General features: G+C 70.3%; 10 protein-coding genes. 3 read left to right on the top strand and 7 right to left on the bottom strand.

From position 1 onward, the window contains the following. Position 1: 1 nt before the first annotated feature. The 6 genes from QL987_RS01435 to QL987_RS01410 form a co-directional block, all read right to left on the bottom strand. Complete coding sequence (locus QL987_RS01435; RefSeq protein WP_290155920.1) at positions 2-607, bottom strand: YbaK/EbsC family protein; 606 nt, start codon at positions 605-607, stop codon at positions 2-4. Between the two features lie 97 nt (positions 608-704). Then, the gene (locus tag QL987_RS01430; protein WP_290155918.1) at positions 705-1,931 is read right to left on the bottom strand and encodes a multidrug effflux MFS transporter; all 1,227 of its coding nucleotides are present in this window, start codon (positions 1,929-1,931) and stop codon (positions 705-707) included. 175 nt (positions 1,932-2,106) lie between these two features. Continuing rightward, positions 2,107-4,560 carry a glycoside hydrolase family 3 N-terminal domain-containing protein gene (locus QL987_RS01425; protein ID WP_290155916.1) on the bottom strand — a complete coding sequence of 818 codons (2,454 nt, stop codon included), beginning with the start codon at positions 4,558-4,560 and terminating at the stop codon, positions 2,107-2,109. Beyond that, positions 4,557-5,438: a carbohydrate ABC transporter permease gene (locus QL987_RS01420; RefSeq protein ID WP_290155914.1), complete on the bottom strand. Its 882-nt coding sequence runs from the start codon at positions 5,436-5,438 to the stop codon at positions 4,557-4,559. The genes QL987_RS01425 and QL987_RS01420 overlap by 4 nt, the downstream gene beginning before the upstream one ends. After that, the gene (locus tag QL987_RS01415) at positions 5,438-6,469 is read right to left on the bottom strand and encodes a sugar ABC transporter permease (protein ID WP_111074509.1); all 1,032 of its coding nucleotides are present in this window, start codon (positions 6,467-6,469) and stop codon (positions 5,438-5,440) included. Before QL987_RS01415 ends, QL987_RS01420 begins: the two co-directional genes overlap by 1 nt. Positions 6,470-6,471: 2 nt before the next feature. After that, on the bottom strand, positions 6,472-7,773 hold the full coding sequence (locus QL987_RS01410) for an extracellular solute-binding protein (protein WP_290155912.1): 1,302 nt from the start codon (positions 7,771-7,773) through the stop codon (positions 6,472-6,474). A gap of 154 nt (positions 7,774-7,927) precedes the next feature. Here QL987_RS01410 and QL987_RS01405 point away from each other — a divergent pair, with 154 nt between their 5' ends. Next, on the top strand, positions 7,928-8,962 hold the full coding sequence (locus QL987_RS01405; protein WP_253464395.1) for a LacI family DNA-binding transcriptional regulator: 1,035 nt from the start codon (positions 7,928-7,930) through the stop codon (positions 8,960-8,962). A gap of 303 nt (positions 8,963-9,265) precedes the next feature. Here QL987_RS01405 and QL987_RS01400 read toward each other — a convergent pair whose 3' ends face one another. Beyond that, positions 9,266-9,667 (bottom strand): DUF6578 domain-containing protein, encoded by a 402-nt coding sequence (locus QL987_RS01400; protein WP_290155911.1) that lies wholly within the window; start codon positions 9,665-9,667, stop codon positions 9,266-9,268. Between the two features lie 261 nt (positions 9,668-9,928). Here QL987_RS01400 and QL987_RS01395 point away from each other — a divergent pair, with 261 nt between their 5' ends. Both QL987_RS01395 and QL987_RS01390 read left to right on the top strand, forming a co-directional pair. After that, on the top strand, positions 9,929-10,360 hold the full coding sequence (locus tag QL987_RS01395) for a hypothetical protein (protein WP_290155910.1): 432 nt from the start codon (positions 9,929-9,931) through the stop codon (positions 10,358-10,360). A 308-nt stretch (positions 10,361-10,668) separates the two neighbouring features. Then, on the top strand, positions 10,669-11,493 hold the full coding sequence (locus QL987_RS01390; protein WP_290155909.1) for a hypothetical protein: 825 nt from the start codon (positions 10,669-10,671) through the stop codon (positions 11,491-11,493). Positions 11,494-12,432 lie beyond the last annotated feature (939 nt).

Below are 12,432 nucleotides of genomic sequence, written 5' to 3'. Positions count from 1 at the left end.
GTCAGGCCGACGGCGCCGGCTCGGCCGGCCCGGTCGGCGAGGCAGGCGAAGCGGGCGAGGCGGGCGAGCCGGGCTCGACCGCGAGCCCCTCGACCACCTCGACCCGCGGCAGCTCGGCGAGCACCGCACCCGGCAGGAACAGCTTCGCTCCGCGCACACCTGCCCCGATGACGACCTCGGGCGCCTCGAGCACCAGGGAGTCGACGTACACCGCCCAGTCCGCGGGCAGCCCGATCGGCGTGATCCCGCCGTACTCCATCCGGGTGCGCTCGACCGCGTCGTCCATCGGCGCGAAGCTGACCTTCCGGGCGCCGAGCAGCCCCTTGACGGTCCGGTTGACGTCGAGCTTCGTGGACGCGAGCACGACGCACGCCGCGTAGGTCACGGTGTCGCCGCGCTTGCCCGCGACGACGATGCAGTTCGCACCGCCGGACACCGGGAAGCCGTAGGCCTCGGAGAACGCTGCCGTGTCCGCCAGGTCCGGATTGATCGGCGACGCCTCGATCCGCTGCAGCACGGCGGAGGGCAGGGCGACCAGGGCCTCCGCGACGGGGATGGCGATGGAGCCGGTGGCGAGCAGGACGGGCATGCGGTTCAACGTCGGCATCGCTCCACACTAGGGACGTCCGCCACGACGACGTGTCAGCCGCAACGCGGACGAAGCGACACAAGACGACACGACCCGGCCCGACCCGACCCGACCCTCACCGCGAGCCGACCACCCGCCGCCCGTGCCGCGCCGATGCCCAGACCTGCACGACCAGCCCGAGCGCGATGAACCCGGCCATCATCCCGCCCATCGCCGTCGCGGTGCCGCCGAGCGCCCCGGCGAGCGGCGTCGCCAACCCACCGAGCCCGAACGTCAGCCCACCGGCCAGCGCCGAGGCCGTCCCCGGGTGCCGGTGGCCGAGCGCCTGGGTCAGCGTGATCGACCCCGGGATCACCCAGCCCCACGCTGCGGTGACGAGTGCGAGCGCCGGCCAGACCACGGCCGGTCCGGCCCCGCTGACCGCGCCGAGCAGGACGAGCACCGAACCGACGGTGCCGACCGCGAGACCGATCGTGTAGAGACGGTCCTCGGGGACGCGGCCGACGAGCTGCCGGAACACCAGGGTCGACACGATCATGCACGACGCGTTCGAGGCGAAGACGAGCGTGTAGAGCCCCTCGCCGAAGCCGTACTGCTGCTGGAACACGAACGACGACGTGGCGATGTACGAGAAGAACCCGATGGTCCCGCAGCACCCGGTGACGAGGTACCAGCGGAACCGCGGGATGCGCAGCAGCTCGGCCATCCGTCCGAGCACGGCCCCGGGCGACCGGCCGCCGGGCGTGGGCTCCACGAGGGTCTCCGGCAGGGACCGCGCAGCCGTGATGGTGAGGACGGCGCCGAGGACCGCGAGCACCACGAACGCCCCGCGCCAGGTCGAGAACGACAGCACGACCCCGCCCGCGAGCGGTGCGACGACCGGCCCGACCGAGTTCACGACCGCGAGCGTCGAGTACAGCCGGCTGCGCTCGGTCCCGGTGGCCGCGTCACCGACCATCGCCCGACCCGCCACCGCGGCGGCGGCTCCACCGAGGCCCTGCACGACCCGGGCGACGACCAGGGTCACGATGTCCGGGGCGATCGCGCAGACCAGTCCGGCGACGGCGAAGAGGGCCGTGCCACCGAGCAGGATCCGGCGCCGTCCGACCCCGTCGCTGATCGGTCCGACGACGATCTGCCCGACCGCGAAGGCGACCAGGAACGCGGTCAGCGTGAGCTGGACGGCGGCGGTCGAGACGTCGAGGTCGCGGGCGATGGCCGGCAGCCCCGGGATGTACATGTCGGTCGCGAAGGGCGACACCCCGACGATCAGGCTGAGGGTCAGCAACGGTCCCCGGCGTCCGGTCCAGGACGTGCGGGCCGGATCGGCAGCGCTGCTCATCGCCGCCACCCTAGCCCGCGCACACCCCGTGGCGACAGGGCAGACCACGGCCACCACGGATCCGGATCGGCACCCGGCCCCATGACGGACGGGAGGCCCGTGACCAGCTGGTCACGGGCCTCCCGTCCGACGGCCCCGCGCTCCCCCGCGGCGGCCGTCACCGGCCGGTTCCCCGTCAGCCGACGACCTCCCACGTGACGAGTCGCGCGTCGCGGGTGGTGACCTCGTGCACGGGTCCCTCGACCGCGAGGAGCGCTCGCGGTGTCGCGGTGCCGGGCAGGACCCGGGCGGCGGTGGCGCGCTCGTTGACGATGACGCCACCGGTCGCGGTGTCGGCGTCCGCCACGGAGGCCGAGGCCGCCGCGTGCGAGCCGACCCAGACCTCCACGTCGCCGGGTTCCACGATCCGGACCATGCGCCGGTCGCTGAACGCCAGGCGGGTGGTGGGGACGGTGAATCCGAGCCGCACGGAGGCGCCGGCGTCGAGGTCGACGCGGGCGTAACCGAGCAGCTGCACGACCGGACGGGTGACCGATCCGGCGACGTCGTGCCCGAACAGCTGCACGACGTGGGCGCCGGCGACCGAGCCGGTGTTCGTCACCGTGACGCTGGCACTGAACGCTGACCCGGCACGGACCGACTCGTCGACGACCAGGTCGGCGTACTCGAAGGACGCGTACGACAGGCCGAAGCCGAACGGCCGCACCGGGGTGGAGTCGGTCGCGGTGACGTCCGACGGACCACCGAGGGCCGGGTGCAGGTACGAGTACGGCTGCGCGCCGGCGGAGCGGGGCAGTGACACCGGCAGTCGACCGGAGGGGTTCACCCGACCGGTGACGACGTCGGCGATCGCGAGCCCGCCGCCCTCACCGGGGAAGAACGCCTGCAGGACGGCGGCGGGCCGCGGCCCCTCGCCGTCGAGCGCCCAGCTGACGGCGTACGGCCGGCCGGTGAGGAGCACCAGGACGACCGGCGTGCCGGTGGCGACCACGGCCTCCACCAGGTCGCGCTGCACGCCGGGCAGGTCGAGCGACTCGGAGTCGTTGCCCTCGCCGACGGTGCCACGGCCGAACAGGCCGGCCTGGTCGCCGACGACGACGACGGCGAGCTCGGCCTCCGTCGCGGCGGCGACGGCGTCCGCGATGCCGGTGCGGTCCTCCCCCTCGACCGTGCAGCCCTCGACGACCCGGACCGACGCGCCGGCGAACGCGTCGGTCAGCGCCTCGGCGACCGTCGGGATCGAGAACCCGAGCGGCAGACCGGGGTGGGCGGCCAGGACGTGGTTCGCGAACGAGTAGCAGCCCTGCAGCGCCTCGGCCCGGTCGGCGTTGGGGCCGATGACGGCGACGGTGCCGGGGGTCTGCCGGACCGGCAGGAAGCCGTCGTTGCCGAGCAGCACGATCGACTCCTCGGCGAGACGTCGGGCGAGCGCCTGGTGCCGGGGCGAGTCGAGGTCGACGCCGGTGGGCGGTTCGTCCTCGTACGCCTCGGGGTCGAGCAGGCCGAGGGCCTCCTTCTGCGCGAGGGCACGGAGGACCGCGCGGTCGACGTACGCCTCGTCGAGCTGGCCGGACCGGACGCGCTCGAGCAGCGGCTGCAGGTACGCGTCGCCGGTGGGCAGCTCGACGTCGATGCCGGCCTCGAGGGCGAGCGCCGCCGCTTCCCCACGGTCGGCGGCGACGGCGTGCATGACCTCGAGGAACGCGATCGCGAAGTAGTCCGCGACGACGGTGCCGTCGAAGCCGAGCTGTTCGCGGAGCACACCCGTCAGGTACTCGGGGTTGGCGGCCATCGGGACGCCGTCGGTCTCGGTGTACGAGTTCATCACCGAGCGGGCACCGCCGTCGAGCAGCGCCATCTCGAACGGCGGCAGGAACACGTCGCGGATCTCGCGCGGCCCGGCGGAGACGGGCGCGTGGTTGCGTCCGGCGCGGGACGCCGAGTAGCCGAGGAAGTGCTTCAGGGTGGCGTGCACGCCGGCGTCCTGCAGGCCGCGGACGTAGGCGGTGCCGACCGTGCCGACCAGGTACGGGTCCTCACCGATGCACTCGTCGACGCGGCCCCAGCGGGGGTCGCGGACGACGTCGAGCACCGGGGCGAGCCCCTGGTGGATGCCGAGCTCACGCATCGAGTCGCCGATCGCACGGCCGACCTGTTCGACGAGTTCCGGGTCGAACGAGGCACCCCACGCGAGCGGCGTCGGGAAGGTCGCGGCCTTCCAGGCGGCCAGTCCGGTGAGGCACTCCTCGTGCACGAGGGCGGGGATGCCGAGCCGCGTCTCCCGCTTCAGGCGGCGCTGCTCCTGCCAGAGCCACGCGGCTCGCTCCTCGGCGTCGACCGGGCGGGTTCCGTAGACGCGGGTGTAGTGCCCGATGCCGTCACGGGTGACGTCGGGCAGCGTGGCCCGGTCGTCCTGCGCGGCCGCCATCTCGCCCTGCATGGGTGCGACGACGCCGTTCTGATCGAGCCAGTAGCCGACGATCTGCGCCGTCTTCTCCTCGAGCGTCATCCGGGCGAGCAGGTCGCGGACACGGTCGCTCACCTCGGGGACGGCCGGGAGGCCCGTGGCCGGGTCCGACAGTTCGGTGCGGACCGTGTCGACCTGTCGGGGTTCGTTGGTGATCGTCATCCCTTGACCGCCCCGGTGAGGCCGCCGACGATCCGGCGCTGGAAGATCGTGAAGAAGACCAGCGCGGGGATCATCGACATGGACGTGAACGCCAGCACCTTCGCCGTGTCGACGGAGTACTGCGACGAGAACGCCTGCACACCGAGCGGCAGCGTGTAGCTGCCCTCGTTGTTGAGGATGAACAGCGGCAGGATGTAGCTGTTCCAGCTGGCGATGAACGCCAGGATCCCGACGGTGACGACGCCCGGCAGGGACAGCGGCACGATCATCCGGAAGAAGAACCCGAGGCGGCTGGCACCGTCGATGGACGCCGCTTCCTCGAGCTCGTCGGGGATCGCCCGGAGGAACGGCACCAGGATGATGACGGTCGTCGGCAGGGCGAAGGCGATCTGCGGCAGGATCACACCGGCCAGGCTGTCCGTCAGACCGAGGTCCTTGATGAGCAGGTACAGCGGGGTGATCGCGACGGTGATCGGGAACATCAGGCCGGCGGCGAACAGCGCGTACAGGGCACCGCGGCCGGCGAACCGGTAGCGGGCCAGGATGTAGCTGACCATCAGGCCGAGCACGACGACCCCGACGGTCGTCGCGATCGCGCTGATCGCCGAGTTGCCGAGCTCCCGCCAGAAGATCGAGCTGCCGAGGACCGAGCCGTAGTTGCCCAGTTCGAACGGAGCCGGCAGACCGGCGGGGCTGGTGGTGATCTGCGAGTTCGTCCGGAAGCCGCCCAGCACGATGTACAGCACCGGGGCGAGGTTCGCGGCGACGAACAGGATCGCCACGACGTAGGTGAGCGGGTTGGCGCGACCGATGGCCGCGCTCGACCGGCGGTCACGCGTCGCCCGGCGCCCGGGGGCGACGATGCTCGTGGTGGCCATCACTTCTTCCCTTCGGTGATCGCACCGGCGGTGTCCCGGCGGAGCACGAATCGTTGGTAGATGAGCGCGACGGCCAGGGAGATGATGAACATCACGACGGCGACGGCACTGCCGAACCCGTAGTTCCCGGAAGTACGGCCGTTCGCCACCATGTAGGTCGCCATGGTCGACGTGCCTGCGGTGGAGGCGATGTACTGCCCCCAGATGATGTAGACGAGGTCGAACAGCTGCAGCGACCCGATGATCGACAGGAACGCCCAGATGCGGATGGTCGGTCCGAGCAGCGGCAGCGTGATGCGCCGCTGGATCTGCCAGTAGCCGGCGCCGTCGATCGCGGCGGCCTCGAAGAGCTCCTCGGGGATGCTCTGCAGGCCGGCGAGGAACAGGATCACCGCGAAGCCGATGTACTTCCACGAGATGATCACGAGCAGCGTCCAGATGGCGATGTCCGGGTTGGACAACCAGTCCGCGCGGAGACCACCGAGGCCGATGCCCTGGAGCAGGTCGTTCACGGCGCCGTTCGACTGCAGCAGCAGGCTCCAGCCGGTGCCGACGATGACCTCGGAGATCACGTACGGCACGAAGACCAGGACGCGGATGAGACCACGGCCGTGCATCTTCTGGTTGAGCAGCAGCGCGAGGACGATGGCGATCGGGCCCTGCAACACCAGCGACAGGACGACGATGAAGCCGTTGTGCATGAGGACCGACCGGAAGGCCTGGTCCTGGAAGATGATGACGTAGTTCTGCAGGCCGACGAAGTCGGTGGGCGGGCCGTAGCCCTGCCACTTGAAGAACCCGTAGTACGCGGCCATGGCCACGGGCAGGATCACGAACGTGACGAAGACGATCACGGCGGGTCCGGCGAGGACGGCGATCTCCGCGCGCTGCCGCCAGTCCGCGAGCCGCTTGGCGGGCCGACGCCCGGCGGGGCGCGGTGCCGTGGAGGCACCGCGCCCTGCCTGCGTGGACCCCGCACCGCGGTCCGACCCGGTGGCCGGGTCCGTTCCGAGCGAGGTGTCGAGGGTCATGGTCAGCCCTTGGCCGCAGCCTGGTTGGTGGTGGTGACGATGTCCTTGGCGGTGCCCTTGCCGGCGAGGACGTCCACGACGCTGGTGTTCAGCGCGTTGCCGACGTTCTGGCCGTAGAGGGTGTCGAGGTACTGCGACACGAAGGGGGCGTCCTTGTACGCGGCGAGCGCCGTCTTCAGGTACGACTCCGACACGACGGACTGGGCGTCCTGGTTGACGGGGATCGCCTGGAAGGCCTTGTAGTAGCCCTCCTGGTTGTCCTTCTGCACGATGAAGTTGAGGAAGTCGGTGCAGGCCTTCTTCGGGGCCTTCGCGGTGCAGGAGTAGCCGTCGACGCCACCCATCATCGACTTGGTGTCACCCTTGCCGCCGGACACGGCGGGGAACGGGAACCAGCCGAGGTCCGGCAGCGGCTTGGCGTCCGGGGTCAGGGAGGAGATCACGCCCGGGTCCCACGCGCCCATGAGTTCCATGGCCGCCTTGTGGTTGGCGAGGAGACCGGCGGAGCTGCCGGCGCCCTGCTGTGCGGCGGTGGTGAGGAAGCCGTCGTTGAACGGCTTGGTGTCGTTGAAGGCCTCGAGGTCCTTGCCGGCCTTGGTCCAGCAGGCGTTGTCGAACTTCAGCGACTCGGCGGCACCGGTCAGGGTCTTCTCGCTGCAGGCGCGGAGGGCGAAGTTGTAGTACCAGTGCGCGGCCGGCCAGGCGTCCTTGGCACCGACGGCGACCGGGTCGACGCCGGAGTCCTTGAGCTTGGCGATGTCGTCGTTGAGCTCGTCCATCGTGGTGGGCGTGCCCGTGATGCCGGCCTTCTCGAACAGGTCCTTCGAGTACCAGATGCCCTCGGGGAGCACGGCGACGGGCATGGCGTAGGTGCCGTCCTTCGCGTCGTAGCCCGAGAACGTGCCGGCGCTGATCGACTTCTTGGCGTCGGCGCTGATCGAGTCCTTGATGTCGAGCAGCTGCCCGGCGTTGATCATGGCGTTGAGCTTGCCGCCACCGCGCTGCAGGAAGACGTCGGGGCCGTCGCCGGAGTTCAGCGCGGTCTGGAGCTTGCCGTCCAGGTCCTCGTTCTGGATCGCCTGGATCTTGATCGTGACGTTCGGGTTCTTCTTCTCGAACGCCTTGACCGTGTCGGCCCAGTAGGCCTTGCCCGGACCGGTGGTGGAGTTGTGCCAGAAGGTCATCGTGACCTTGCCGTTGCCGCTGCCGTCGTCGGCGGCTCCGCCGCTCGAGCAGCCCGTGGCGAGCAGTGCGGTGCCGGCTGCGATGGCGATGGCCGCCGCGAACCTGTTCTTCCTCGTCATTGTGGAGTCCCTCGGTAGTCGTCGTTGACATGCGACCGCGAGGCCGCACGGAGAGCATGCCTGGCGCTCATTCGGCTTGTCAATCGATTTCGATAACGATTTCGGTCCGTGGCGGTCCGCGGCTGAGGACCCCTCGGCGGGGTACGGTGTCGACGTGGATGCCATCGCCCGTCCGGCTCCCCTGCGGGGGCGGACCACCATCAGCGATGTCGCGCGGGCTGCCGGGGTCTCCGTCCCGACCGTCTCGAAGGTCATCAACGGACGCGATGGCGTTGCCGCCGCCACCTCCCAACGCGTGCTCGCGGTGATCGAGTCGCTCGGGTACGAGAGCTCCCTGGTCGCCCGCAGTCTCCGCCGCAGCCGCACGGACGTGATCGGCATCCTGGTCACCGAGTTCGAGCCGTTCTCGACCGAGTTGCTCAAGGGCATCTCGTCCGCCGCCGACGGCACCGGGTACGAGCTGCTCGCCTACGCCGGACTGGTCAGCGGCGAGGCACGCCCCGGCTGGGAGCGCCGCTCACTCTCCCGGCTCGCCGGCACCCTGATCGACGGCGCGATCGTCGTCACCCCCACCACCCTGATGGCGAGCACCCCGATCCCCGTCGTGTCGATCGACCCGCACACCGGACCCGAGGGCCACGCCGCGATCGACTCCGACAACGTCGGCGGGGCGCGGGCCGCGACCGAGCACCTCATCGCCCTCGGACACCGCCGGATCGCGCACATCCGAGGACGTGCCGACCTGGCCTCGGCCGAACTGCGCGAACTCGGGTACCGCCAGTCGCTCGAGGCCGCCGGCATCCCCTTCGACCCCGACCTGGTCTGCGTCGGCGACTACCAGACCGCCGCCACCGCCGAGGTCGCCCGCGAACTGCTCTCCCGCCACGACCGGCCGACCGCGGTGTTCGCGGCGAACGACAGCTCGGCGATCGGGGTCCTGCAGGTCGCCGGCGAACTCGGGCTCCGCGTACCGCAGGACCTGTCCGTCGTGGGCTTCGACGACGTCCCCCAGGCCGCGAACGCCACTCCCCCGCTGACCACGGTCGCGCAGCCGCTGCACGACCTCGGTGCCGAGGCGCTCCGCATGCTGCTGGAACTGCTCGGCGGCCGCGACGTGCCGGCGCACGTGCAGCTGCCGGCGTCGCTGGTGGTCCGCGCGAGCACGGCGCCGCCCCCGCCCGGTTCCTGAGGGCCCGGCGCTCCCGGTGCCCCGGCGCCCGGGTCCGCTCGAGACGCCCCCGTCTTCGCTGGACACCTCGGCAGCCCCGAGACGCCGCCGACTTCCGCGGCGTCTCGTTCACTCGGCGGCGTCCCACGCAGACACCCCTGTCTCGCGCAACCCACCCGGACGGGAGGCCCGCCATCAGCCCGCCCCGCTCGTTCCTGTCGACGGACTCGATCGTCGTCGCCAACTCCGCTCGTGCGGCTCGGCGACGGCGCGCGTGTCACGTGATCTGACCGAACGGCGACGTCACCGCTGATGGAAGCTCAGTCAGCTACGAACTCGAACGACCCGACCATCGATGCTGCCGTGGTGCGGTCGGCGGTCGGACAGTGACGACACGCTGTGCTGCTGCCCACCACGGGTTTCGGGCATCGAGAACCCCCGCTTGTCTGGATCAGTGACGAAGCGCACCGAGACCTGGTCAATCCGGATGATGGTGCCGCGTACGTCTTCTCGCGTCGCTCGTTCCACTTCGCTGAGTTCTTCGGCGTAGAAGTCGAGTTGCAGGGGGACCGTGCGAGGCGCTTCCAGGATGTGGTCGATCCACGGCTGATCCGCTGCGTACAACGACCAGGTGATCTCGTCTCCGACCGCGACGTCGTAGCCGTCCTCTTCGATCTGCCACTCGGTGAGCCAGACGTCGAGTTCTCCGTCGTTCAGGGCTGGCACCGATCCCTCGGGCGGCGCTGCCGGCGTCGGGGTCCGGGGGGCCGGAGAACGGCGGGTGGTTTCCAACGGAGACCCGAAGAGCAGTTCGTACAACCGCCGGGGCATGCCGGCTCGCCCCGACCGCAGCAGGTTCGATCGATCCCCTGGACGCATGCCCTGAGAGTAAGCGTCTCCGACGAGTGCAGCCTCACGGTGAAGCGCCTGGCCGTTCGTCAGCCGATCGGCTAGCGGAGGCTGCCCGTCAGCGCCAGACTGGTTCCCGTGAACCTTAGTGTCTTCGGGGTCTGTGGCCTGCTCTTGGCAGCTGTGGTTTCTCTGACGAGCTGCAGCGAAGCGGACAACGACGATGGGTACCTCACGTTGACTGCAGGTGAGGCAACTCTGTCTGCTTGCCCGACCGCAGCGCCGGTCATGGTCGAGGCGTTGAACACCAAGCACCTGCCCACGTGTGATCCGATCGGGCAGACCCTCGTCTTCCCCGATGGTGAGCAGATTCAGCTACCGGAGCAACAGGGCGGTGGCGGTGCGTCGAGGTCGGGCTCGGACTACCAGTACGCCTACCAAAGTGTTGGCAACTGGGGCCTGGTCGCAGCCCGTGCGAAGGCCGATTGCTCGAGCATCCAGGAGTGGGGCAACGCGGAAGCCCTTCGGCGCGTGCACGACGCGTTCGGAAGCAGGTGGGCCTGTCATTGACGTCGTCCTGAGACGATCCTTCGCCACACGCCGTCGCGCCCTGTCCCGGTGACGAGCGTGATCATCCTCAGCAGCGGGCTCGCGCCCTCCGCCTCGGAGCGGTCGGCGGCCTGCGCCCAGCTGATGACGGGCAGTCGGTCGTTTCGCGGGCCCATGGCACTCGGTCGAACCCATGGAACGTCTCATCGGCCGGTCGCCCGTCGAGACAGTGCTCGGCCGGACTCGATCGCGTCCGGCCGAGCACCGTCTCACGCGATCCCCGCCGAACGGTCGATGCGTCGGGTCATCTGGGCCCGTACGGTCGGAAGATGCTTCAGCGAACCGCCGCCGTCACCGCAGCCCTCGTGATCACGCTCGTCTCGGTCGCGGGGTGCGCAGCCGGGCCGGGAGGCACGGCCTCCTCCGCCACGACGGCGGAGGTCCCGAAGCTGGACCCGCAGGTCGCGTCCACGCTCGACGACGCACTCCGCACCGTGCAGGCGAGCCCCGGCGTCGCGAGCGCGACGAACCGGATCGAGCTGCACCAGCGCTACACGGCCGCCGACGGAACGGACGTCACGCCCCCCGGCCTCGACGCATGGGACAACCGCGACGCCGGCCCGGCTGCACCGCCGCCGATCGGCGGTGTCTCCCCGGACGATCCCGTGCTCCCGCCGGTGCCCACGCCCTCGGCTCGTCCCACGCCCCCGGTCGGTGCGACCGAGACGCACTCGTTCTCGAGCGCCTTCGTGGTCACGATGGACCCAGACGCAACCCCGTCGGAAGCGATGGCGGTCGCGGTCGCGATGGCGGAGCGTATCGCCTGGACCGGTGTCACCCTCACGCTGCAGGTGCCGGCCGGGCCGGGACACGTCCTCTCCACCGTCACCTACTCGGGCACGTTCGACCAGCAGATCCCTGACGCAACGGCCCTCGGTGTTGCGTCCGGACTGGCGACGCTCGCCGCCACGCCAGGCGTGACCGGACTCGAGGCGAGCATCCCGCAGACGATGCGCATCGACTACGGCTCGCTGACGATCGGGGTCTCCCCGGCGGACGACGCCACGCTCGCTCGGGTACACGGGGTGATCGACGGGACCGCGTTCGCCGGGACGACGCTGCACGGGTCGTTCGGGAACGGGGCGAAGCCCTAGTCGGAGGCACGACTGCACGCTCCACCAGCAGCCGCACACTCATCTGCACCCATCGCCCGTACCGACCGACGGCGTGCTCGGCAGGCCCACGGAAAGTCTGCCCCAGGACGCCCGCCGGGAGCTGCAACGAACGGCTCGTCCACGCCACCTCCCCCGGTAGGGCATCGGCTACCGGTCTACCGGTCTACCGGTCTACCGGTCTACCGGTCTACCGGTCTACCGGTCTACCGGTCTACGCTCGAGAGTCCAGACAATCGCTCCGGCCAGGCACGTCATGCCTGCCAGCACAAGCCCCACCGCTGTGAGTGCGCCACCCCACCACAGGCTCGATGTGTCCTTCGTGCAGCCCTCCCAAGTCTGCGCGCCATCGCTCCCAGTAGCACCGACCTGGCACCAGCCGTCGAGGTTGGAAGCACCGATGCTGACTGCAATGAGTCCAGCGACGAGGCAGATAGCGGTCAACGTCAGCGACGCGGCCACCCAGCGCTGAGCGCCCGACAGGTTCTTCACGTGGCGACATCAGTGCCTCATGAGCGATCAGCATTCGGACGTGCTCGGCGTCGCGGTACCAACCGAAATCGACACCGACTCGACCATCGTCGCCGGCCCGCCAGGCTGATTTCGAGCCTGCTCGCCGATGCGAGGTTCGAAGCGTTCGAGACTGAACCGGACAGCGCACTCGTCTGACAGGCTCGTGCAGCTCAACGCGGTGTCTCGTTTGCCGATCCCCTGCGGACGCTTCGTCAGACCTGTTCGGCGCTGTGGTCGAAGGCAAGCGGCAGCAGGTCGCTCGCTCTCACGTGTGGGCAGCTTCGCTCCGTGTCGTCGGAATCGCTTCCTTCGGTGTCGGGACGTCGCGGGTGCGCGAGACGGCCCGCGTGACTTGGGGTTCGGGTGCATAATGGTGGTGTCTTCGGACCCGGTAGTGGGGCTTGCCGG

The sequence above is a fragment of the Curtobacterium sp. APC 4022 genome, assembly GCF_030407555.1.
GTDB lineage: Bacteria > Actinomycetota > Actinomycetes > Actinomycetales > Microbacteriaceae > Curtobacterium.
The sequence above is the reverse complement of the archived record's forward strand: the minus strand, read 5'-3'. Positions and strand labels throughout refer to the sequence as shown.

What these genes read in the sequence shown, in the direction of transcription:
- QL987_RS01410 (WP_290155912.1), bottom strand. Translation starts at nt 7,773, where the DNA reads ATGACGAGGAAGAACAGGTTCGCGGCGGCCATCGCCATCGCAGCCGGC.
- QL987_RS01420 (WP_290155914.1), bottom strand. Translation starts at nt 5,438, where the DNA reads ATGGCCACCACGAGCATCGTCGCCCCCGGGCGCCGGGCGACGCGTGAC.
- QL987_RS01430 (WP_290155918.1), bottom strand. Translation starts at nt 1,931, where the DNA reads ATGAGCAGCGCTGCCGATCCGGCCCGCACGTCCTGGACCGGACGCCGG.
- QL987_RS01390 (WP_290155909.1), top strand. Translation starts at nt 10,669, where the DNA reads ATGCTTCAGCGAACCGCCGCCGTCACCGCAGCCCTCGTGATCACGCTC.
- QL987_RS01415 (WP_111074509.1), bottom strand. Translation starts at nt 6,469, where the DNA reads ATGACCCTCGACACCTCGCTCGGAACGGACCCGGCCACCGGGTCGGAC.
- QL987_RS01425 (WP_290155916.1), bottom strand. Translation starts at nt 4,560, where the DNA reads ATGACGATCACCAACGAACCCCGACAGGTCGACACGGTCCGCACCGAA.
- QL987_RS01435 (WP_290155920.1), bottom strand. Translation starts at nt 607, where the DNA reads ATGCCGACGTTGAACCGCATGCCCGTCCTGCTCGCCACCGGCTCCATC.